The 21,855-nt window shown below is 65.1% G+C and carries 21 protein-coding genes and 1 tRNA gene; 7 read left to right on the top strand and 15 right to left on the bottom strand.

Annotation, left to right across the window (positions count from 1 at the left end):
• Positions 1-19: 19 nt before the first annotated feature.
• The 6 genes from ACO1P8_RS13435 to ACO1P8_RS13410 all read right to left on the bottom strand — a co-directional run bounded on the left by ACO1P8_RS13435 (position 20) and on the right by ACO1P8_RS13410 (position 6,434).
• The gene (locus ACO1P8_RS13435; RefSeq protein ID WP_486296385.1) at positions 20-1,126 is read right to left on the bottom strand and encodes a mandelate racemase/muconate lactonizing enzyme family protein; all 1,107 of its coding nucleotides are present in this window, start codon (positions 1,124-1,126) and stop codon (positions 20-22) included.
• A gap of 139 nt (positions 1,127-1,265) precedes the next feature.
• On the bottom strand, positions 1,266-2,120 hold the full coding sequence (locus tag ACO1P8_RS13430) for a citryl-CoA lyase (RefSeq protein ID WP_486296384.1): 855 nt from the start codon (positions 2,118-2,120) through the stop codon (positions 1,266-1,268).
• A 63-nt stretch (positions 2,121-2,183) separates the two neighbouring features.
• Entirely contained in the window at positions 2,184-3,383 is a 1,200-nt protein-coding gene (locus tag ACO1P8_RS13425) for a CaiB/BaiF CoA transferase family protein (RefSeq protein WP_486296383.1), read from the bottom strand.
• 73 nt (positions 3,384-3,456) lie between these two features.
• Complete coding sequence (locus ACO1P8_RS13420) at positions 3,457-4,431, bottom strand: Bug family tripartite tricarboxylate transporter substrate binding protein (RefSeq protein WP_486296382.1); 975 nt, start codon at positions 4,429-4,431, stop codon at positions 3,457-3,459.
• Between the two features lie 140 nt (positions 4,432-4,571).
• Complete coding sequence (locus ACO1P8_RS13415) at positions 4,572-5,555, bottom strand: Bug family tripartite tricarboxylate transporter substrate binding protein (protein WP_486296381.1); 984 nt, start codon at positions 5,553-5,555, stop codon at positions 4,572-4,574.
• A gap of 165 nt (positions 5,556-5,720) precedes the next feature.
• Complete coding sequence (locus tag ACO1P8_RS13410) at positions 5,721-6,434, bottom strand: enoyl-CoA hydratase/isomerase family protein (protein WP_486296380.1); 714 nt, start codon at positions 6,432-6,434, stop codon at positions 5,721-5,723.
• Positions 6,435-6,835: 401 nt separating this feature from the next.
• Here ACO1P8_RS13410 and ACO1P8_RS13405 point away from each other — a divergent pair, with 401 nt between their 5' ends.
• The gene (locus ACO1P8_RS13405; RefSeq protein ID WP_486296379.1) at positions 6,836-7,570 is read left to right on the top strand and encodes an IclR family transcriptional regulator; all 735 of its coding nucleotides are present in this window, start codon (positions 6,836-6,838) and stop codon (positions 7,568-7,570) included.
• 13 nt (positions 7,571-7,583) lie between these two features.
• On the opposite strand, the gene ACO1P8_RS13400 is transcribed toward ACO1P8_RS13405, so the two are convergent.
• A complete protein-coding gene (locus tag ACO1P8_RS13400) occupies positions 7,584-8,765 on the bottom strand; it encodes an MFS transporter (RefSeq protein ID WP_486296378.1) in 1,182 nt (393 codons plus the stop codon).
• A gap of 137 nt (positions 8,766-8,902) precedes the next feature.
• On the opposite strand from ACO1P8_RS13400, the gene ACO1P8_RS13395 reads away from it, so the two are divergent.
• Together ACO1P8_RS13395 and ACO1P8_RS13390 are read left to right on the top strand one after the other, a co-directional pair.
• The gene (locus tag ACO1P8_RS13395) at positions 8,903-9,424 is read left to right on the top strand and encodes a winged helix-turn-helix transcriptional regulator (RefSeq protein WP_486296377.1); all 522 of its coding nucleotides are present in this window, start codon (positions 8,903-8,905) and stop codon (positions 9,422-9,424) included.
• A 182-nt stretch (positions 9,425-9,606) separates the two neighbouring features.
• Positions 9,607-10,542 carry a YihY/virulence factor BrkB family protein gene (locus ACO1P8_RS13390; protein ID WP_486296376.1) on the top strand — a complete coding sequence of 312 codons (936 nt, stop codon included), beginning with the start codon at positions 9,607-9,609 and terminating at the stop codon, positions 10,540-10,542.
• Between the two features lie 12 nt (positions 10,543-10,554).
• Here the strand turns inward: ACO1P8_RS13390 and ACO1P8_RS13385 are convergent, their stop codons facing one another.
• Together ACO1P8_RS13385 and ACO1P8_RS13380 are read right to left on the bottom strand one after the other, a co-directional pair.
• Entirely contained in the window at positions 10,555-11,001 is a 447-nt protein-coding gene (locus ACO1P8_RS13385) for an SRPBCC family protein (RefSeq protein ID WP_486296375.1), read from the bottom strand.
• A 647-nt stretch (positions 11,002-11,648) separates the two neighbouring features.
• Complete coding sequence (locus ACO1P8_RS13380) at positions 11,649-12,332, bottom strand: hypothetical protein (protein ID WP_486296374.1); 684 nt, start codon at positions 12,330-12,332, stop codon at positions 11,649-11,651.
• A 292-nt stretch (positions 12,333-12,624) separates the two neighbouring features.
• Here ACO1P8_RS13380 and ACO1P8_RS13375 point away from each other — a divergent pair, with 292 nt between their 5' ends.
• Complete coding sequence (locus ACO1P8_RS13375; RefSeq protein ID WP_486296373.1) at positions 12,625-13,539, top strand: hypothetical protein; 915 nt, start codon at positions 12,625-12,627, stop codon at positions 13,537-13,539.
• A gap of 169 nt (positions 13,540-13,708) precedes the next feature.
• On the opposite strand, the gene ACO1P8_RS13370 is transcribed toward ACO1P8_RS13375, so the two are convergent.
• From ACO1P8_RS13370 to ACO1P8_RS13355, 4 genes are all read right to left on the bottom strand, one after another.
• Positions 13,709-13,783: transfer RNA gene (locus tag ACO1P8_RS13370), tRNA-Val, on the bottom strand.
• 134 nt (positions 13,784-13,917) lie between these two features.
• Entirely contained in the window at positions 13,918-14,670 is a 753-nt protein-coding gene (dnaQ, locus tag ACO1P8_RS13365) for a DNA polymerase III subunit epsilon (protein WP_486296372.1), read from the bottom strand.
• A gap of 168 nt (positions 14,671-14,838) precedes the next feature.
• Complete coding sequence (gene rnhA / locus ACO1P8_RS13360; RefSeq protein ID WP_486296371.1) at positions 14,839-15,324, bottom strand: ribonuclease HI; 486 nt, start codon at positions 15,322-15,324, stop codon at positions 14,839-14,841.
• 129 nt (positions 15,325-15,453) lie between these two features.
• Positions 15,454-16,227 carry a class I SAM-dependent methyltransferase gene (locus ACO1P8_RS13355; protein WP_486296370.1) on the bottom strand — a complete coding sequence of 258 codons (774 nt, stop codon included), beginning with the start codon at positions 16,225-16,227 and terminating at the stop codon, positions 15,454-15,456.
• Positions 16,228-16,243: 16 nt separating this feature from the next.
• Between ACO1P8_RS13355 and gloB the strand changes: the two genes are divergently transcribed.
• The 3 genes from gloB (at position 16,244) to fabI (ending at position 19,544) form a co-directional block, all read left to right on the top strand.
• Entirely contained in the window at positions 16,244-17,080 is an 837-nt protein-coding gene (gene gloB / locus ACO1P8_RS13350; protein WP_486296369.1) for a hydroxyacylglutathione hydrolase, read from the top strand.
• Positions 17,081-17,087: 7 nt separating this feature from the next.
• Positions 17,088-18,509, top strand: coding sequence for a lytic transglycosylase (locus tag ACO1P8_RS13345; protein WP_486296368.1), 1,422 nt, complete (start codon positions 17,088-17,090; stop codon positions 18,507-18,509).
• A gap of 252 nt (positions 18,510-18,761) precedes the next feature.
• Entirely contained in the window at positions 18,762-19,544 is a 783-nt protein-coding gene (gene fabI, locus ACO1P8_RS13340) for an enoyl-ACP reductase FabI (RefSeq protein WP_486296367.1), read from the top strand.
• A gap of 81 nt (positions 19,545-19,625) precedes the next feature.
• Here the strand turns inward: fabI and ACO1P8_RS13335 are convergent, their stop codons facing one another.
• Positions 19,626-20,699 carry a tripartite tricarboxylate transporter substrate binding protein gene (locus tag ACO1P8_RS13335; RefSeq protein ID WP_486296366.1) on the bottom strand — a complete coding sequence of 358 codons (1,074 nt, stop codon included), beginning with the start codon at positions 20,697-20,699 and terminating at the stop codon, positions 19,626-19,628.
• Between the two features lie 11 nt (positions 20,700-20,710).
• The gene (gene nadC, locus ACO1P8_RS13330) at positions 20,711-21,529 is read right to left on the bottom strand and encodes a carboxylating nicotinate-nucleotide diphosphorylase (RefSeq protein WP_486296393.1); all 819 of its coding nucleotides are present in this window, start codon (positions 21,527-21,529) and stop codon (positions 20,711-20,713) included.
• Between the last annotated feature and the right edge of the window lie 326 nt (positions 21,530-21,855).

The raw sequence follows: 21,855 nt of genomic DNA, 5'->3' as shown, positions 1-21,855 counted from the left end.
CTCGCGAGGGCGCCGGACGTCATGCAGTCAGGCGCTTTTCCACGCCGCGATCCAGTTCCAGCCCCCATCCCGGCCCGTCCGGCAGTTTCAGCCGGCCGTTCGCGATCGCCGGCCGGTTGGCGACAAGGGCGTGGTACAGCGGATCGCGATCCGGCTGCATCACTTCCACGCCCACGCCATTGGGCACCGAAGCGGCCAGCATCGCGCCGACCTGCGGCTCCAGGTGCGACAGCACCCCCACGCCATAGGTATGCGCCACCGCCGCCACCTTGCGCCAGGCGGTCGGCCCGCCGCCCCAGCTGGGATCGTAGTTGCAGATATCGATCGCGCTGGCGGCCATCAGCTCGCGGCAGCCCGCCGCGCTGATCTCGCTCTGTCCCGCGCAGATCGGAATGGGGACCGTGCGGCGCAGGCGCGCCAGATCCTGCCGGTCGTTGGACCAGTAGCAGGGCTCTTCCAGCCAGAAAATATCCAGCGGCTCGACCAGCCGCGCGAAGGCCAGGGCCTGTTCGTAGCTCCATCCCTGGTTGGGATCCGGCATCAGCCTGAAGCCGGGTCCCGCGCCATCGCGCGCCGCGCGGACGCGTTCGGCGTCGGCCTGCGGCGACAAGGCACCCACCTTCAGCTTGCAGCCGGCGAATCCCTGGTCGCGCAGGGCGGCCATTTCACGCGCGACGGCGCCCAGGTCGTCCTCGGCGCGGTAATAGCCGCCCATCGCGTAGGCCGCGACGTCGTCGCTGTAGCCGCCCCACAGCCTGTGCAGCGGTACGTTCAGTGCCTTGCCGACGGCATCCCAGAGCGCGGCGTCGATGCAGGCGATGGCGCGGATCGCCAGGCGCCGGTCGCGCAGGATGTCGCGCGTGGCGGGCTGCATGGCCTGCCAGCAGGACTCCACCAGGAATGCATCGCGGCCGGCCAGCACCGGCGCGAGCTCGTCGCGGATCAGGCGCAGGATCTCCGCCTGGCCGGTATCCTCGTTATTGCCGAAGCATTCGCCCACCACGCCCTGGTCCGTGTACACGCGCGTCAGCACCGTGCAGCGGTGGGTGATCAGGGCGGTGGCCGCCTTCAAGGGACGCGCCAGCGGCATCCGCAGGGGTATGGCTTCGATACGTTCTATGCGCATTGCTGCTCCTGGTATCAAGGGAGATGGCGTCGCGAGACGATAGTGGCCGACCGGCCGGCCCGGCGCGGCCCGCATCGGGACGGCCGAACCGCGAGGCCTGCGCCACCGCGCTGCCGCCGATGCAAGGCACGCCGCGCCATCAGGACCGGCCCGTCTCGCGGTTCTGCGGCGGCACCGGACGCGGCGGGTGTCCCTCGTACAAGGGAATGTATTGCCGTGGAATCGGTCCCTTGTTGCGGCCGCCCTGGCGTGTCTGCTCCCAGGCGTGCGCCAGGATGCCCACCGACCGCGACAGGCAGAACAGGCCGCGCGCCAGCGGCGCGGGGAAACCCAGCTCCGCATAGATCACGGCGGTGGCGCCGTCGATATTCATCGGGATGGTGCGACCCTTGCGCGCCGCCAGCTCGGCCTCGACGGCGCGCGCGATGGCCGCGTACTGGCCGCTCACCTCGCCCGCCCGCGCCGCCTCGTCCACCAGCGGCAGCAGGCGCGGCGCGCGCGGATCGATGGGATGGAAGCGATGGCCGAAGCCGGAAACGAACTTCCCGTGAGTCTCGATGTAGGTGTCGAGCGCCCCTTGTACCGCGGCCTCTTGCGACGCACCCTCGCGCATGCGGGAGGCGGCGTCCTCGTACAGCCCGACCGCCTGCTCGCCCGCGCCGCCGTGCACGTCGCCCAGCACATTCACCGCCGACGCCATGGCATTGTTCAAGCCCACCCCGCAGGTCGCCGCCATGCGCGCGATGGCGATGCTGGGTGCCTGCGGCCCATGATCCACGCCGGCCATCAAGGCGGCATCCAGCAGCCTGCCCTGGCCCGGCGTCGGCAGCTCGCCGCGCAGCATCAGCCACGCCATCTGCGCGAAGCCCACATTGCCGATCAGATCCTCGATCGCGTAGCCGTGATAACGGATCACCCCCGGGCGCATATCGGTGATTTCCGTATGCCACCACTTGCGGCTTTCCAGTCCTTCGTCCTTCACGCTTTCGCTCATATCGCACCTTGTCCAGTCATTGCATGGGCGCCCGCCACGCGCAGCGCCCTCCCTGCGCGGGACTCATACCGCGCCCTGTTCCCGCAACCGCCGTATCTCGTCGGGGCCATACCCCAGCTGCGCCAGGAGTTCGTCGTTGTGCTCGCCCAGCATGGGCGGAGGATGGTCCACGGCCGGCGCCGCGCCGTCCAGCTTGAAGCCGGTGCGCACTACCCGCACGTCGCGCCCCACGCCAGGCACGTCCGGAAAGGTCGCCACCATGCCCCGGTCGCGAACCTGCGGATGCGCCAGCGCCTGTTCCACCGTATACACGGGACCCGACGGCACGCCGGCCTGCGTCAGCAGCGGCCACCAATCCTGCGCCGCGCGTGCGCCCAGCGCCGATTCGAGTTCCGCCTTCAGCGCGTAGCGGTTGCGCAGGCGCGCATGGCGTTCGGCGTAGTCCGGATGCGTGGCCAGATCCTCGCGCCCCACCACCCGGCACAGCGCCTCGAACTGTTCCTGCTTGTTGGCGGCGATGTTCAGCAGCCCCTCGCCCGTGCGGAAGGTGCCCGAAGGACTCGCCGTGATGTTCTCGTTGCCCATGGGGCCCGGCGCGCGTCCGGCCACCAGATAGTTCGACACCGCCCATCCCATCGTCGCCATCGTGGCCTCCAGCATGGAGACATCGATGAAGCGTCCGTGCGGACGCGGCTTTTCCGCCAGCGCGGCGGCCACCGCAAAGGCCGCGGTCATGCCGCCTATCGTATCGGCGATCGGATAGCCGACACGATAAGGCGCGGTCTCGGGATCGCCCGTGATGCTCATCACGCCGGACATGCCCTGGATGATCTGGTCATAGGCCGGATAGTCCTTCAAAGGGCCATCCTGGCCGAAGCCGGAAATCGCGCAGTACACCAGGTCCGGCCGGTGTTCGCGCAGGACCTCGAAGTCCAGGCCCAGCCGCTTCATCACGCCCGGACGAAAATTCTCTACCAGCACATCGGCGCCGCGCACCAGGCGCAGGAAGACCTCCTTGCCGGCCGCGTGCTTCAGGTTCACGGATATCGACCGCTTGCCCGCGTTCTGCGCCAGGAAGGAAACCCCCATATGGGCCTTGTTCAATTCCGGATCGGCACCCAGCTGGCGCGCCAGATCGCCGCTGCCCGGTGTTTCCACCTTGATGACGTCGGCGCCCATGTGCGCCAGTTGATGACAGCAGAACGGTCCGGCCAGCACGTTGGTCAAATCCAGTACGCGTATGCCTGCCAGGGGTTTGGACATGTGGTGTTTCCTTTAACGATGCAATGGCCGCGGCCCGCATGCGAAGCGCATGGGGCCGCGCCGTCCTTCACGACTATTCCGGCTTGATCCCGGCCTTTTCCATCACGGCATGCCAGCGCGCGATTTCGTCGGTGACCAGCTTGGCCGCCTGCTCCGGCGTACTGCCGACCGGCTCCAGCGCCAGGTCCTTCAGCTGCGCGCGCATGTCCGGGCTTTGCAGCGACTTCACCATCGCGGCGTTCAGCTTGTCGATGATAGGCCGCGGCGTTCCCGCCGGCGCGGCAAAGCCCACCCAGAACTGCATGTTCATGCCGGGCAGTCCGACCTCCTTGGCATCCGGCACGTCGCGCAAGGCATCGATGCGATGGTCGCTGGCGACCATCAGCGCGCGCAGCTTGCCGGCGCGGATCTGCGGCAGCGCGGTCGGCACGGAGGTAATCATCGCCTGCACGCGGCCGGCCAGCAGGTCCTGCATGGCGGCGCCCGCGCCACGGAAGGGAATGTGCGACATCTTCACGCCGGCCAGGCTGTTGAAGAGCTCGCCACCCAGGTGGGTATTGGTGCCCACGCCGCCCGAACCGAAGAAGTACTTGTCGGGATGCGCCTTCACCAGTGCAATGAACTCCTGCACCGTCTTGGCGGGCACCGACGGATGCACCACCAGTACATGCGGTACCTGGACCAGCGTGGTGATGTTCGTGAAGGCCGTCTTCGGATCGTAAGGCAGCTTCTGGATCAGGCTGGCCGCGATGGCGTACGACATCTCCTGCGTCAACAGGGTATAGCCATCCGGCGCCGAGCGCGCGGCCCCGCCCCAACCGATGACGCCGCCGCCGCCCGTGCGGTTCTCCACCACGACGGAAGTATTCAACTCCTGGCCCAGCGCCTTGGCTTCCAACCGCGCCACCAGATCGGTGGACCCGCCCACGCTGAAGGGCACGATGATGTTGATGGGGTGGCTGGGGTAATCGTCCGCCGCCGATGCGGCGCCCGCCAGGCAGATCGCCAGCATGGCGCCGAACAGGCGGCTGATCCAGGGGTATTTCATGGTGTCTCCTTATCCTTTATTGACTCACAACTCGGTTATCCGGGTGTCCCGCAGATACATCGGGCGCTCCGCGCGGGCCGGGCCGCCGCTACAGGCGCGCGCGGCCGCGCGGCGATCGAAGCGGCAAGCGGCCCGCGCGTTCATTCCATCTTCGTGCCGGAATCGTGTACGGCGCGGCCCCAGCGCTCGTATTCGCTCGCCATGAAGCTGGCGGCGTCCGCGACGCTACCGCCCAACGTCGCGCTGCCTTCGGCAGCGAAGCGGCTTTGCGTCAACGACTGCTTCAAGGCGTCGTTGACGGCGCGGTTCAGGCGATCCACGATCGCCGCGGGGGTGCCGCGCGGGGCGACGAGGGCTTTCCAGTCTTCCGCCTCGAAACCGGGGTAGCCCGATTCGGCGATGGTGGGCACATCCTTGGCCACGGGCAACCGCTTGCCCGAGGTCACCGCTACCGCATGCAACTTGCCCGACTGCATCAGCGGCAACACGCTGGCCGGCGTACCGAAGTACAGATCCACCTGCCCGCCCGCCAGGTCCGCCAGCGCGCGCGCCGCGCCCGGATAAGGCACATGGAAGATCTTGATTCCCGCCTGCTTGGCGAACATCTCGCCCGCCAGATGGCCGACCGTACCGATGCCGGCCGATGCCATATTCAGTTTGCCGGGGTTGGCCTTGGCCGCCTCCACCAGGCTTTTCAGCGTGCTGTTCGGAGAGCCCTCGCGCACCACCAGGATCATCGGCTGGCCCGACACCAGGGCGATGGGCGCGAAGTCCTTGCGCGCGTCGTACGGCATGGTCTTGTACAGCGAAGGATTGATGGCCAGATTGGACGTCTGTCCCATGCCGATGGTCATGCCGTCCGGATTGGCGTGCGACAACAGCCCCAGGCCGATATTGCCGCCGGCGCCGGGGCGGTTTTCCACCACGATGTTCCAGCCCGTCAGTTGCGTCATGGCCTGCGCGATCGTGCGGGACGATGCGTCGGTACCGCCGCCCGGCGGGAAGGGCACGATCAGCGTGATCGGGCCGGACGGATATTTGGACTGCGCGCGCGCCATCCCGGACAGGGACAGCAGCGGTGCGGCCGCCATGCCGGCAAGCAGTGTGCGGCGTTGTGGGTTCATGGTGTCTCCTTGATGGACGGTCTGGTTATGGATGCAAGTGGCCGGAATACGGCCGGGGGATGACTTCAATACAGAAGAATGGCTTCGACCCGCGAGCTGGCCATGCATGGCAAAGGCCGGATGGGTCGCAGCGTGGCAAAGGCGGAATGGGTCGCATACGGCGCTTCATTCGCGGCCCTGGCGCGCGCGGATGGCGGCGTTCACCGCCTGCCCGTGGCGCATGGCGCCTTCCCAGTCGGACACCTGGGACGGCACGTGGTCCAGCGATTTCTTGGTCTCTTCGAGCGCGGCCACATCGAAACCCGCGATACGCGCGGCAAGTTCGGCGGCGCGGGCCTGCAGCGCGGCGGCCGGGACGACCTCGTTGATTATTCCCCAGCGTTCCGCCGTGCGGGCATCGATACGCTCCGCCGTCAACAGCATCCAGGCGACCCGCTTGCGCGGCCACGACAGCATGCCGGTAGGCCCCGCCGCGCCGGCATAGGCCGACGACGCCAGTTCCGGGCACCCCAGCCACGCATCGTCCGCGGCAATGGCCAGGTCGCAGGAATTCACCAGCGTCATGCCGCCGCCCAGCGCCATGCCATTGATGGCGGCGATGAACACCGCCGGATGCCGGCGTATCGCCATATTGACGGCGATCCATTCATCGCCCGAGCTGTCGCGCAAGCCGGCGGCGCGCTCGTTGGCGCGCTCCTTCAGGTCCAGCCCGGCGCAGAAGCTGGCGCCGGATCCCGTCAGTACGATGCAGCGCGCCTGGCCCTGAAGAGAATCGAAGGCGCGCAGCAAGGCAATGCGCGTGCGGCGATCCAGCGCATTGCGCTTGGCCTCGCGCGCGATGCGGATGAGGGCCCAGTCGCCGTGGCGCTCGACGATCACGTTCGCGCAGGCGGCGGCGCCCGCAAGGGCGCCTTTGGAATCAACAGTGTCGCTGGCACCGGCGGGGTCAGCTGCATCGGCGGCTACGGCGGCACCGGCTCCATCGGCTGCAGCGGCGGCATTGGAGGCGCCCCTGGCATGAGCAGCGTCGATGGCGTCACCGCCGCAGGCCGGGCCGGCAAGGCCGGGCGCCGCACTATCCGGCGGCACGCCGGCCTTCGCGGGCGACGGCTGGCCGACAGCGAACGCGGCGGCCGAGGTGTTATTCGGGCTTGTCTCCATTGATTTCATTAGATAGAATGCCGTTCTATCTATGATGAACGCGCCGCCAGCGGATGTCAATCCGGGGCCCCGCTCGGCCTTCCCGCTTGCCCGCCCCTTTACACCATCCCTTCCCGGCCATGCCGCGCAAATCCGCTGTTCCCTCCCTCGCAGACCGCAATGCCGCCGAAGGCGGCGTCGCGGCCGTGGACCGCGCCCTGTCCGTCCTTGGGGTGTTTTCGGCCAGCACGCCGCTGCTGGGCCTGGCGGAAATCGCCACGCTGACCGAGATGCACAAAAGCACCGTGCTGCGGCTGCTGGCATCGCTGGAGCACGCGCATCTCGTGCGGCGCCAGCCCGATGGCCGTTATGCGCTGGGGGCGGGCATCGTGCGCCTGCACCAGGTCTACGCGGCGTCGTTCTCGCTGGAATCGGTCATCATGCCGGCGCTGCGCGAACTGGTCGCGCAGACCAAGGAAAGCGCGGCCTTTCACGTCCGGCAGGGAGACCGCCGCCTCTGCCTGCATCGTGTCGACTCCCCTCGCCCGGTGCGCGACCACATCCGTCCCGGGGACCTGCTGCCGCTGGATCGCGGCGCCGGCGGACGCATCATCACCGCCTATTCCGGCGCCCCCGGCGACATGTATGCCCGCATTCGCCGTGAGCAGGTCGTGGTCCTCGTGGGCGACCGCATCCCCGAAATCGCCGGCGTCGCGGCACCGGTGTTCAATCCGGATGGCGAGCTGCTGGGCGCGATCACCTTGACCATGCCCACGGACCGCTTCAGTGCCGACTACGACAAACCCGTCAAGCAGGCCGCGCGCAAGCTGACGAAAATGCTGGGCGGCGAATACCCTGCGCCGCCTGGCAATTAAGACGTGGCAACGCTCAGGCCGGCGCGCCCGATGCACGCGCGGGGTTGGCCGCTCCCAGGGCGATATGCCGTGTCGCCAGCCCGGAAACGATCAGCGCTGCCGCCAGCAATGTCGCGGCCACGAAGCCGACATCGCCGACTCCCAGCAACTGGATGGTGCCCGCGCCTATCACACCGGCCACCGACACGCCAATGTAGGTGGCAGCCGTATTCAAGCCCAGCAGCACCGGTGCGACAGACGGCGCCAAGGTCACCAGCCGATGCTGCTGCGGCACCAGGAGGCCCCAGCCACACCCGCCCCACACCGCGATCGCCACCGCCGCCGTCCATATATTCGCGCCAGTCCAAGGCAATAGCGCGATATCGGCCACCAGGATCGTCAACATCGTTACCAGGACCTTGCGCGAGCCTATCGTGTCGATCAGGCGTCCCGCCACCAGGTTCGACAGTGTCCCGGCCGCGCCCCAGATCACCAGAAGCAGGCCCAGCACAGCGGCACTCCCTCCCACCGCACGTTCGAACACCACCGCGAAGTAGGTGTAGACGGTAAACAGCCCGCTCATCGCCAGCAACGTAGTCGCCAACGTCAGGCCGACGCGCCTATCGGCCAGCGGCGCCAGGCGCTTGCGCAGGCCGATTGCCGGCGGCAATGGCATCGCCGGCAGCAACCTCCAGACGCCAAGGAAAGAGCCCGCGCCCAGCGTGGAGACGAACACCATGGTCCACCGCCAGTCGCCCACGCCGCCGATCACCGCCCCGATGGGCGAACCCAGCGCCGTCGCCGCCGTCAGGCCGGCGACGATGATGGACAGCGCATAGCCGCGCCGCTCGGGCGCCACCAGCATGGAGCCCGCGCCGGTGGCCGTGGGCGAAAACATCGCCGCGCCTAGCCCGGCCAGCATCCGCGTCAGCAAGGCCAGGCCGAAACTGGGCGCGACCGCCGTGGCTAGGTTGGCGACCACAAAAAGCCCCAGGCCCGATAACAGCAGACGCTTGCGCGGCACCCCGGCCGCCAGCGCGGCGATGGTCGGCGCAAGCAGCGCGTAGGTAATGGCATAAACGGTCGTCATCTGCCCGGCGGCGCCGATGCCGACGCCAAAGGTCTGTGAAAGCTGGGGCAGGATGCCCGCGACGACAAAGCTGTCGGTTCCCAGTGCGAACATACCCAGGGCCAATACAAGGAGGCGGCGATCCATGGCTCGAATTCCTGATGAGGGGTAATTTAGTTTCGTGACGCAACTCTGTGGCGGGACTATAAACCGTAGAGTTTCGTGAAACAACTATTCCAGCCAACAAAGTTGCTTCACAAAACTTTAAGTGGTAAAAAAACGCCATGTACCGAAAACGCTTCACCGGCATGAACTGCACCATTGCCCGCGCCCTGGACGAGGTCGGCGAATGGTGGAGCCTGCTCATCATTCGCGAGTGCACCCAGGGCACGACCCGCTTCGATGAGTTCCAGCGCGAGCTGGGCATCGCCCGCAACGTCCTGGCCGCGCGCCTGGAGCGCCTGATCGAAGCGGGCATCATCGAACGCTTCCCCTTGCAGGACCGCGCCAATACCGACGGCTACCGGTTGACCAAAAAAGGGGAAGAGCTCTACCCGGTACTGATCGCCCTGAAGCAATGGGGCGACGACTGGCTGGCGCCCGACGGCAAAGCCCCACTGGAGCTGGTGGATGAGAAAACCGGCGACCCCATAGAAAGGATCTCCGTGCATGGCAAGGACGGCACCCCCTTGTCCTTCCGCGACTTACGATTCCGGGCCGGCCCGGGGGCCACGTCGACCACCGCGCGCGTGATAGAGAACCGCAACCAGCGGATATTGGGACAGGACAAGGACAGCGACGCGTAGCAGCGCGCGCAACACCACCCAGCAGTCCGTCGACGCGCCGCCGCGGTAGTGCTGGAGGCTCCGTGCTGGGAACGTCGCGGGCGGGGACCTCGGCGCTGGCAAGCTCTGCGCTGGCGCGGGTGCCGCGTCCCACGGCACAGTGCTTGCGCCATGCGTGCCGGAGCAACCGCGCGGAGCCTGCCATGCATATCAAGCGCTTCTTCGGCCTTGCCAAAAAAGCGGTCAACGCATGGCTGGATCACTATGCCCCCAGCATGGGCGCCGCCATCGCCTTCTATACCGTCTTCTCCCTGGCACCGCTGATCATCATCGTCATCGCCGTGGCCGGCTTCTTCTGGGGCCGGGACGCCGTACAGGGACAATTGTTCGAGCAGATCAACGCCCTGGTCGGCCCGGACGGTGCGAAGGCCGTCGAAAGCGTGGTCCAGGGCGCGCAGGAACCCACGCAGGGCATCGCCGCCACCGTCGTCAGCGTGGGGGTCCTGATCGTCGGCGCGACCACGGTGTTTGCGGAATTGCAAAGCGCCCTGGACCGGATCTGGGAAGTCCCCGTGGATAAAAAGCAATCCGGCATCTGGAACATGATCCGCGCGCGCCTGTTATCGCTGGGCCTGGTGCTGGCGCTCGCCTTCCTGCTAATGGTGTCCCTGATCGTCAGCGCGCTGCTCAGCGCCCTGGGCGGCTGGGCCACAGGCCTGATGCCAGGGTGGGAAATCCTGCTGCAGGTCATCAATACCGCGGTGGCCCTGGCCATCATGACCGTGCTGTTCGCGCTGATCTACCGCTTCATGCCGCGCGCATCCGTCGCGTGGCACGACGTATGGACGGGCGCTGCGGTGACGGCCGTATTGTTCGAGATCGGCAAGTTCCTGATCGGCCTGTACCTGGGCAAGGCTTCGGTCGCTTCCTCGTACACCGCCGCCGGATCGTTGATCGTCGTGCTTATCTGGGTGTACTACGCCGCCCAGGTCTTCCTGCTGGGCGCCGAGTTCACCTGCGTCTACGCGAACGAACACGGCTCGCGCCGCGATCTGGCAAACGCGCCGTCCCCGAACGCGCCGGATACTTTTGGCCGGATGCCGCGCGCCGCGGGAGCCAGCGGCATCCATAAGCGCTGAACGAGTCTCCCATCATTCCGGAATGTCCGGCTCGACCAGCTTCGCCAACTGCGCCAGCGACTCCTGCCACCCCAGGTAACACATCTCCACCGGAATGACCTCCGGCAGTCCTTCTTGCAGGATATTGAGGTCGGTGCCGCAAGCCACCTGGCGCAACGAAATGGTCGCCTGCATCTTGCCGGGCAGATTCGGATCGTCGAACTGGTCGGAATAACGGATCTTTTCGTTGGGCACCAATTCCAGATACTCGCCCCCGAAAGAGTGGCTATTGCCCGTGCCGAAATTGCGGAACGACATCTTGTACGTCCCGCCGACCTTGGCATCCATGTGGTGGACCTGGCATGTGAAGCCGTAAGGCGGTATCCATTTCGCGATCGCATCCGGCTCCAGGAAAGCACGGTAGACGCGCTCCGGGGGAGCACGCAGGACACGATGAAGTTTGACGGTTCCGGTAGCCATATGGTTTGCCTCTTCGTAGCGGTGGGTGATGGTTGCATCAGAACGACGCTTCAATCTCGCCGAAATCGACAGGGGGCATGATCAGTGAAAACCCTTAACGACGCCTATCCGATGCGCCTTGGTCCGCATCGAGGCGGTGGGCTTATGCCGCCCGATGCCGCATCCTCCGCGCACCCCCGCCCGCACCGTCGAAACAATGCCCGCAACGCTGTTCTGGAGCTGCTGCCCACTCGATAAGGCAACGTGGAAGGCAATCTAGGGAAATTTAAAAGCCGCCAAAAATCGGAAAACCCACATTGGCCGGCAATCTTTCCGACTTTCCCTTTCCGGTGGGCGGTACTGGCTACCGAACGTCGCATCAAAAAGGCGTTCGTTCGATTGAACAACGGTCGAGAAACCTTCATAGACCGCATCTGAAGGGACCGTAATAGGGCTTGAGTCACTGCCATGCTGACCGCAGCGAAGCGACAGGACAAGCTCACGCGTGAGCGAGAGAGGTGGCGCAGGCAATTGCAGATAGCGCCACCAGCCTCGCTCGGGAAAATGTGCTGTTAGCGCAACCGCACGGTCCTCGCTAGCTGGACTGCCAAAAAACGATACGTAGGAAGTTGCTACCGACCGCGGACTGAGTGGCCACCGACTGACGCCTAGCAGGCCGCAGAAGTATCAACGGCCTTTTTGCCACTATCGGCTGGAACTTTCAATGCTTGCGCCAGCTCTGGGGACAAAGGAATGGTCCCCTTTTTACTCAAGAAATACGTGTCCAGCACCGATGGTGTTGAACCCTCTTTTGGAAGGCTGCGTCCGGGACGGATTCCGCTCATATCGACGATCGTTTTGATATACATAATATCGACCGGACCCTTGATAGTTTGTTCCGTACCGCCTCGCTTTACAGTTACGGTGCATCCGTTGGTAGCAATCGCGGCCGCTATTGCGCCGATCGTCGTGTCCTTTGATATGGTGTATGGATTCTTGAACAGGATCGTTATCGTGTTCGCTTGACTTGCCTCAAATCCACGGGATGTCTCGAATGATCCGCTTGGAATTTCGCGGATAACCGGGGCAGGCGTCAAGTTCAGGACTAACTTCTTGCTATCCGTCTGCTTAGCGGTGAATGCCACGGTCACGGACAAATCAGATGCGAGATATCCAACTGCTTCGTTAGGGTCCTGCGGACGAAACGCGTTTAAACCGTCCCGGATTTGCCTGAATACCTGGTCGAGACCCAGCTCGCTGGCGGATGGCGTTGGCTGGCTGGAAGTGCAACCCGCGAATGCAGTTATCGAGGCGCATGTAAAGAAAGTCGTGAATTGCTTAAGTCTGCGCATGGCAATCTCCACGTTTCCCCGGCTCGTCGTCTATAACATGTGCTTTCACGGAACGATATCCAGCAGGCGTAGCGATCCATTCGGCGACGTTCGGTAATCCCCCCGTAAAAGCGATGTTGTGGATTCAGACGGTCAGCGCAACATTTCGTCCAATGCTTCAGCCTGTGTCATTAATGCCCACATCTGAGTTTAAGTCTTGCCGCATCCATTCCGTCATCCTATTGGAGCCTTCGGTTAGCGCAAATCTGACCCGCACCGAGGAAACGCTAACGACAGGACCGCGGAGAGAAACATGAGCCAGCGAATTGAAGCGTCAAACTCTAACAGCCCGCATCTTCATGAGGAGGAACGATTAACCCAGCAACCCGTAAAACATGCGCCCGAAGCTATCAATCGGTGGTGGCTTTCTCTGCCCATCACTACTTTCCTAGTAGTTCTTTTTTATGCGCAAGGCCGAGCCTACCTGGAAGGCTACCTGACGTACTTCGGTCTGGATTTGTCGCTATTTCCCGTATCGCCAGAGGATGCTTATTGGCATGCCTTCACCGCCTGGGCGATGGTAATGGGACAGGCTCCTGGAAAACTGCTTCACCAATATCCCAGCTTCCTTTTGGGAACGGCGCCAATGTTAGCCTTCTACTCGATGCTGCCCATCGGACTTTGGATAGGTAAACGGCACGGCTGGCTTAAGAAATTGCAAGGGCGGCGCGCGAAAATAAGGGCGTCCGCGAAGGAACTTTCACCTCAACTGGTGCTGAGCATACCAGCGCTTTTCATAGTGGCGCTACCATTGATCGTGATCGTCCTAGTGATCGTGCCCGCAATAGTCACCGTTATCGGCGTTCTTCCTTTCATTGATTTGGGGAGGACGCAGGCCAAAGAAGATTGCATGGCCTCAACCTCCAATTACTCTATCGCGCATTACGTAAATGAGCAGCCGGCTGGACAAACAACGAGCAGGGAGGATTCAGCCAGGCTTTTGCAATGCAATACAGCCTTTTGTGTATTGATTCGTGAGGGTGCCACGCTCGTCATACCCAGCACTTCCTTGAGGTCTATTGACGGCAGAGGTGTCGGCAGGCACTTGTCTTATGTGCCTGTCCCGGAAGACCAGCGACTCTGTTGGAAACCTCCCGCAAAGACAGGAGTTAAAGCCGATACTCTTTCCCGAACAACAAGTGCGTATTTCGATGAACATGACCGCTGACTTCGGGCGAACATGACCACGGATTTCAGCGGATCATGATCCGCAACGCATTGCGGCAAATGTGGCACATCCCCCGATTCAGGAGAGGACAAAAAAGCGACGCCTGCGGAAGCCCTTCCGAAAACGAAAAAAGCCGGCATTTGCCGGCAATTTTTTCTCTAGGGATTCCTGGTGGGCGGTACTGGTTTCGAACCAGTGACCCCTGCCGTGTGAAGGCAGTGCTCTACCACTGAGCTAACCGCCCAAGGAAGACCGCGATTCTAGCATGTGGTTTTCCGAAGGCGCAAATCGGGGCATTGTGGAGCCATGGCCGGCGAACGCGACGAAGCAGCATCACCCGCCAAAGGCCGATCATCGAGCCGACCCCGCCGCCGCGAGTTACGCGGCCTGGCTTTCCGCCGGGGCGGCGGCGGGCGCCGGCGCCGGATCCCATTGCCGCCACAGGCAGGCACCGCCGACGGACTTGTCCAGCGCGCCCAGGTAGGCCTCGTGTTCCGCCAGTTCCTCCGCCGTGGCTCGGATAACAGGCAGCCCGGACGCATCGAAGCGGCCCAATACAAGGCCATCCGCCCCGCCCTTGCCTTCGGACTCGTCGACGTCGATCAGCAGCGCGTCCTGGCCGCGCGTCATGGCCAGCCAGACTTCGCCCAGCAGGCGTGCATCCAGCAAGGCGCCGTGCAGTGTGCGGTGCGCGTTGGAAATACCGTACCGTTCGCACAGCGCGTCCAGCGAATTGCGCTTGCCCGGATGCAGTTCGCGGGCGTGCATCAGCGAATCCGTGATCGTGGCGCAGATCTCTTGCATCGGCGAGCGGCCGATCCGCGCCAGTTCGGCGTTCAGGAATTTGGTATCGAAGGCGGCGTTGTGGATGATGATTTCCGCGCCGTCCAGGAAGCGCGTCAGCTCGTCCGCGACATCCGCGAATCGGGGCTTGTCGGCCAGGAATTCGGTGGTCAGGCCGTGCACCGCCAAGGCTTCCGGGTCGCTTTCGCGGTCCGGATTCAGGTACACGTGCATGGTGTTGCCCGTGACCATGCGGTTGACGATTTCCAGGCAGCCGATCTCGACGATGCGATGGCCCTGGGATGGTTCCAGGCCGGTAGTTTCGGTATCGAGAATGATCTGGCGCATGTGTAAGGCTGAGGGGCGAATAGTCCGGCAGACGCGGCCGATTCCATGACGGGATCGGCGAGTAATCCGAAACGAAACCGCGCGCACGCGCGGCCACGAACGGGATGGCCGTTAGTGTACCTGTCCCGGCGGCGCCCGGTACGGCGACGCCGCCCGCCGCCGTGCCCGCTACGCCGCGCGGCCCCGCCGTGCCTCTTCCACGCCCAGGTTGGCCAGCTGGTCCGCCCGCTCGTTGCCGGGATCGCCCGCGTGGCCGCGTACCCAGCGCCACGACACGCGGTGACGCGAGACCTGCTCGTCCAGCGCGCGCCACAATTCCGCGTTCTTCACGGGTTTCTTGTCCGCCGTGACCCAGCCGCGCCTCTTCCAATTGGCCAGCCATTCGGTCATGCCTTTCATGACGTACTGCGAATCCGTGTGGATGGTCACGGTGCAGGACCGCTTCAGGGCGGTCAGGCCCTGGATCACCGCCATCAGCTCCATGCGGTTGTTGGTGGTCGCCATTTCGCCGCCGTGCAAGGTTTTCTCATGGGCGCCGGAGCGCATGAGGACGCCCCAGCCGCCAGGCCCGGGATTGCCCTTGCATGCGCCGTCCGTCCACAGTTCCACGACTTCCTGCGTGTCATCCGCGCCCGCCATACCGCCTTCATTCATCTGCTGTTCCTGCCAGTGTTCCTGTTACCGCCATCGCGCGGGGCCGCCGATGCGAGGCGATAAGAATATTCCATGCATATCCGCACGGGGGGACGGGAGGATATCCCGAAGCCATCGCCCGCGGCGCCCTCAGACCGGTTCCACCGGCCCCGAACGGTGATTCGCCACCACGGACGCAGCCGCGGCGGGCTTGCGCTTTTGTTTCCACGCCGGGCCGATCAATCGCATGCCCGCCACGCGCTTGACCGCCGACACCATGTACACCGCCCCACATACCGCCCACCAGCGGTCGCCGGCCTTTTCCATGAAACGCCAGCGCTGCAGCCAGATATCGGTCTGGCACGCGGGGGCGTAGCAGCCGAAACGGCCCCGGTCGACCTCGAAGGAGAGCAGTTTCAGCCAATCCTTGACCCGGGCCAGCGAGACCTGCGCCGAAGGGGCGTGCGGCAGCCACGGCTCCATGCCGGGCATGCGGTTGCGCGCGCCCCAGAGGCTCCAGGGGTTGAAGCCGGAAATCACGACGCGCCCTTCCGGCATCAACACCCGCTCCACCTCGCGCAGCACGTCATGCGGGGCGTCCGTGCATTCGAAGGCATGCGGCAGCACCAGCAGGTCGATACTCTGCGACGCGAAGGGCAGCGCATGCGGATCCGCCAGCGTGCAGGCCTGCCAGCGCGCCACGACATCGGGCTCCGGCATGACCGTGCCCACGTAGGCCTTGAACGGCATGCGGTTGTTGCGCAGCAGGTCGAGCTCCGCCAGACCCACTTGCAAGGCGTTATAGCCGAACACATCGGCCACCACGGCGTCGAACTGGGCTTGCTCCCAACGCAGCACATATTGGCCGGGCGGCGTTTGAAACCACTCGGCCAGTTCTACAATCGGCACACTATCTTCTGCCACGCTATGGGTTCCTTTGATGACGCAAGCCACCTCCGCCCCCGCAGACGTCGATGTGCCCGGACCTTCCTCTTTCTCGTCACTGCTGCCGGTGCCGGCGTTTTCCGACAACTACATTTGGATGGCGCGCCGGCAGGGGCTGGCCGCGGTAGTCGACCCCGGCCAGGCCGAGCCCGTGCTGCGCGTCCTGCGCGAGCAAGGCTTGCAATTGCGCGCCATTCTACTCACGCACCACCACCAGGACCACGTCGGGGGCGTGCTTGAATTGTCGCTCGCCACGGGGGCCGTCGTATACGGCCCGGCGAACGAGGCCCTGCCGCGCTGCGATATCGCGCTGGAAGAAGGGGACCACGTCGAGATCGCCGAACTCGACCTGTCGATGGATGTGCTGGACGTACCGGGCCATACGGCCGGCCATATTGCCTATTTCGGGCGTGTTGCGGGCGTGGAACCAGTACTTTTCTGCGGGGATACCCTATTCGCGGGCGGATGCGGACGGCTTTTCGAGGGCACCCCGGCCCAAATGGCGGATTCCCTGGGGAAATTCGTAACATTACCGGCTGAAACACAAGTTTGCTGTGCACACGAGTACACTCTTGCCAACTTGCGATGGGCAATGGCCGTCGATCCGGCCAACCGCACCCTGCAACAGTGGTACCAGCGGGCCCAGCAACTGCGCGAGCAAGGCCGTCCCACGCTTCCCTCGTCCATCGGGCTGGAGCGGGACACCAATCCATTCTTGCGCACCCGGCAAGTTGAAATTACCCAAGCTGCCGCGGCACAAGCCGGGCGTTCGCTAAACTCGCCTGTCGAAGTATTCGCCGTACTTCGCGAATGGAAAAACAACTTCAAGTGACCCATCGATGAAATTGTTCCGGCTCATCTTTCCCGTCGTGTTGGCCGTACTGGCCGGATGCGCGGGAACGACGCACAAACAGACACCGCTACAAGCCGCCGACCTCGACACCCAGCAACCCGGATATCCGACCCGCTACGTCGCCACGGTCACGTCACGCACCATCGACCTGACCCACCCGCCGCGCGACGTCTGGGACCGCATCCGCCGCGGTTTCGCCATCCCCAACCTGCATAACGCGCTGGTCGATCAATGGACCGACTACTACGCCTCGCATCCGGAGGCGATGCAGCGCATGGCGGAACGCGCCGGCAAGTACCTTTACTTCATCACCGACGAAATCAACCAGCGCGGCATGCCTACCGAGCTGGCTTTGCTGCCTTTCGTGGAAAGCGCCTACAACCCGAAGGCGCTGTCGCGCGCCCAGGCCTCCGGCCTGTGGCAGTTCGTGCCCGCCACCGGCCAGCACTACAACCTGAAGCAGGACTGGTGGCGCGACGAGCGCCGCGATCCGATCGCTTCGACCAACGCCGCGCTGGACTACCTGGAGAACCTGTTCGACATGCAGGGCGACTGGTACCTGGCCCTGGCTTCCTACAACTGGGGCGAAGGCGCCGTGCAACGCGCGATGGCCAAGAACGAAGCGGCGGGCCTGCCCACCGACTACCTGTCGCTGCAGTTGCCGGACGAGACCCGCAACTACGTGCCCAAGCTGCAGGCCATCAAGAACATCGTCGCCAACCCGGCGAAATACGCGGTCGTGCTGCCTCCGGTAAGCAATACCCCTTATTTCGCCACGGTGCAGAAGAACCGCGATATCGATATCGACGTCGCCGCGCGCCTGGCCGAAATGCCCGTGGACGAATTCAAGGCATTGAATCCCTCGTTCAACCGGCCGGTGATCCGTGGCCAGCAAGAGTCCATGATCCTGCCCGCCGACCGGGTGGATATCTTCAACGCCAACATGGAGAACTACAAGGGCGAGCTGTCCAGCTGGAAGGTCTATCAGCCGCAGCGAGGCGACACCTATGCATCGATCGCGCGCCGCTTCGGGATCACCGAAGCCAAGCTCAAGGGCCTGAACGACATCCCGGCGCGACAGAAACGCATCGCCACGGCCCGGCACCTGCTGGTGCCGGCCCGTGGCGGCGTGCAGGTCGCCTCGCTGGAGGCGATCGGTCGGGCCGGCGAAAATCCGGCGCAGCGCGGCTCCGTGCGATCGGCCACCGCTCAGATGGCATCGGCCAAGATGGCCGCGCCGCGGCCCAACGTGCGCCAGCACAAGGTCAGGGCCGGCGATACCCTTTATTCCCTGGCGCGCCAGTACAGCACCACGGTGGACGCCTTGCGCGCGCTGAACAACCTGAAGGGCAGTGTCTTGAGGGTGGGCAGCATCCTGCGGGTGCCCGGCACCAACGTGCGCGGTTGATCGAACCGTGCCGCGCGGCCCCGCCGCGCCAGACCCGACGCCGGCCTTCGCGCCGGCGTTTTTGTTGGCCTTCGCGAACGGATGGTGCGCCGGCGCAGGGGCTGGCCGGGTGGTCCGCGCCGGCCAGGCCGGGCCCGCCCCCGGATACCCGGCGGCGGGCCGGCGAGCTCGTGCCTGCAAGGCGTGTGGGACGCCTCCCGCGACGTTCACCTAAAATAGCGTTTTCAGGTTTCAGTCTCGAGGATTCGACACATGGGCTTTCTTGCCGGCAAACGCATACTGGTCACGGGTGTGCTGTCCAACCGCTCCATCGCCTACGGCATCGCCCGGGCCTGCCACCGCGAGGGCGCGGAGCTGGCCTTTACCTATGTCGGCGATCGCTTCAAGGACCGGGTTACCGAATACGCCGGTGAATTCGGCAGCGACATCGTGCTGGCTTGCGACGTCGGCGACGACGCGCAGATCGATGCAGCCTTTGGGCAACTGGGCCAGCGCTGGGACGGCCTGGACGGCCTGGTGCACTCCATCGGCTTCGCCCCGCGCGAGGCGATCGCGGGCGACTTCCTGGAGGGCCTGTCCCGCGAAGGCTTCCGCATCGCCCACGACATATCGGCCTATAGCTTCCCGGCCATGGCCAAGGCGGCGCTGCCGCTCATGAAAGGCCGCAACGGTTCGGTGCTGACGCTGACCTACCTCGGCGCCGAACGGGTCGTTCCGAACTACAACACCATGGGACTGGCCAAGGCGTCGCTGGAAGCCAGCGTGCGCTACCTGGCGACGGCGCTGGGTCCGCTGGGTATCCGCGCCAATGGCATTTCGGCCGGGCCGATCAAGACCCTCGCGGCCAGCGGTATCAAGGACTTCTCGTCCATCCTGAAGTTCGTCGAAAGCAACGCGCCCTTGCGCCGCAATGTCTCCATCGACGATGTCGGCAATGTCGCCGCCTTCATGCTGTCGGATCTCGCGGCTGGCGTGACCGGCGAAATCACGCACGTGGACGCGGGCTTTTCCACCGTCGTCGCCGGCATGGAGTAACGGGCGGGGCCATCCCCGCATGGCGGCCCGATTGCCTTGGACCCGCGGGTGCACACACTGCGCCCGCGGGCCGGACGCCCGTCAATCGACGTGCAAGCCGATACGCGCGGTCAATTGGCTGAAGCGATCGATGTCGTGATCGATCAAGGCCTGGAATTGCGCCGGCGTGCTGGCCGTCGGGCTGTAGCCCAGTTGCAGCAGGGCCTGGCGGGTGTCGGTGCGGTTCATGATGGCGGCCACCGCCGCGTTCAGCTTCGCGACGATCGCCGGCGGCGTCGCCGAAGGGACCAGCAGCCCGTGCCACTGGTCCAGCGAATATCCCGGATACCCCTGTTCCGCGACCGTCGGCACCGTCGGCAGGACCTCCGTGCGTTCGGGCGAGGTCACGGCCAGCGCGCGCAGCTTGCCCGATGCCAGGAAAGGCGCCGCGCTGGAGGCCGTCACGATCCCCATGCCGACCTGGCCCGACAACAGGTCGGTCAACGCCGGGCCGCAGCCCTTATAGGGCACGTGCTGCAGCAAACGGCCACTGGCAATGCGCAGCATCTCGCCAGCCAGATGCTGCGGCGTACCGTTGCCGCACGACGCGTAGTTCAGTGCCTTGCCGCCCTTCCCCGCCGCTGCCAAGGCATCCGCAAGATCACGGAAAGGCGACGATGCGGGCACCGCCAGCACGGAAGGCACGAAGGCCACGTTGATCACACCCTTGAGATCGTGCTTGGGGGAAAACGGCAGGTCACGGTACACGCCGGGGTTGATGGCGTACGAGCTGTTGACCATCAATAGCGTATAGCCGTCCGGCGCGGCCTGCGCCACCTCGCGCGCGCCGATATTGCCGCTGGCGCCCGGCCGGTTTTCCACGACGACAGTCTGGCCCAGGTCATGCTGCAAGGCAGCGCCCAGCCGGCGCGCCAGCAGGTCGGTGCCCCCACCCGGCGGAAAGGTGACGATGATGGTAATGGGATGGGAGGGATAAGCGCGCGCCGCGGCATCGGTCGCGATCGACGCAACGCTATCGGGTTGCTGCTTGACGGCCGGGCTTCCCGCGGCACGTATCCATCCCGCGGCCGCCAGCAAAGCGGCCGCGGCCAGCATCGCGCCGCGCACGCGCCGCGCGACGGTACGGCGCTGCGTGCGCCTCTGCAAGGTATCCATGATCGGCTCCATCACGCGTCCAGGCCGATGTCCAGCACCTGCACGCTATGCGTGATCCAGCCGATGGCGATCAGGTCCACTCCCGTGGCCGCGATGGCGGGCGCCGTCGCCGGCGTGACGCCGCCGGAGGCCTCGGTGACGGCGCGACCCTTGGCCATGGCGACCGCCTGCCGCAACTGGTCCAGCTCCATGTTGTCCAGCAGCACGACGTCCACCTTCAGGCTCAGTGCCTCTTCCAGCTGGGCCAGCGTGTCGACTTCGAGCTCGATCTTGACCAGGTGGCCCGCGGCGGCACGCGCGCGCTCCACTGCCGGACGGATCCCGCCGGCCAGGGCCACATGGTTGTCCTTGATCAGCATCGCGTCATCGAGCCCGAAGCGATGATTGCTGCCACCGCCGACCCGCACCGCATACTTCTGCAGCGCCCGCATGCCGGGCAGCGTCTTGCGCGTGCATGTGACGCGCGTTCCGTACGGCCGGATGGCATCCGCGATCGCCGCCGTCGCGGAAGCGACGCCGCTCAGATGGCACAACAGATTCAGCGCCGTGCGTTCCGCGGTAAGGATGCCTCGCGCCGGGCCTGACACAACGGCGATTTCGTCGCCGGGGCGCAGGCGCGTGCCGTCACGCATGCCCGGCAGTACTTCGATGCGGGGATCGGTCAGCGTGAACGCCATGCGCGCCAGATCCAATCCCGCCAGCACGCCGGCCTTGCGGGCCACCAGGCGCAAACGGGATCGCGTGTCCGGATCGACGATCGCGTCGGTGGTGATGTCCCCGGCTCGGCCCAGGTCCTCCAGCAGCGCGGCACGAACCACGGGCTCCAGCATCACGTTGGGCAAGGGGGCCGGCGGGCGCCAGGCATCAATACCCGGCTGCGCGATGGACGGGGAAACCTCGGCGGGCGAGGCAGCGCCTCGCGATAATATGCTTATGCTCATTTTGAGTATTAAATCGGCGGAAGGAAGCGATGGACTTATACTATTTCTGAGCATAATGCACTGTCAACGCTTTTTTTACCGCGCTTCCCGTCCGGCGGGGGCGGTTCGCGAGGACGTGGTCCAGTCCTTTCCGCTATCGCAGTGCGGCAAAAAGTGGCGCATTCCGCGCCTGTTTTCCTGTAGCCGGCTCGTTTGTGCCGCGCGGCAAGATGCCG

The organism is Bordetella sp., assembly GCF_057362025.1.
The sequence above is the reverse complement of the archived record's forward strand: the minus strand, read 5'-3'. Positions and strand labels throughout refer to the sequence as shown.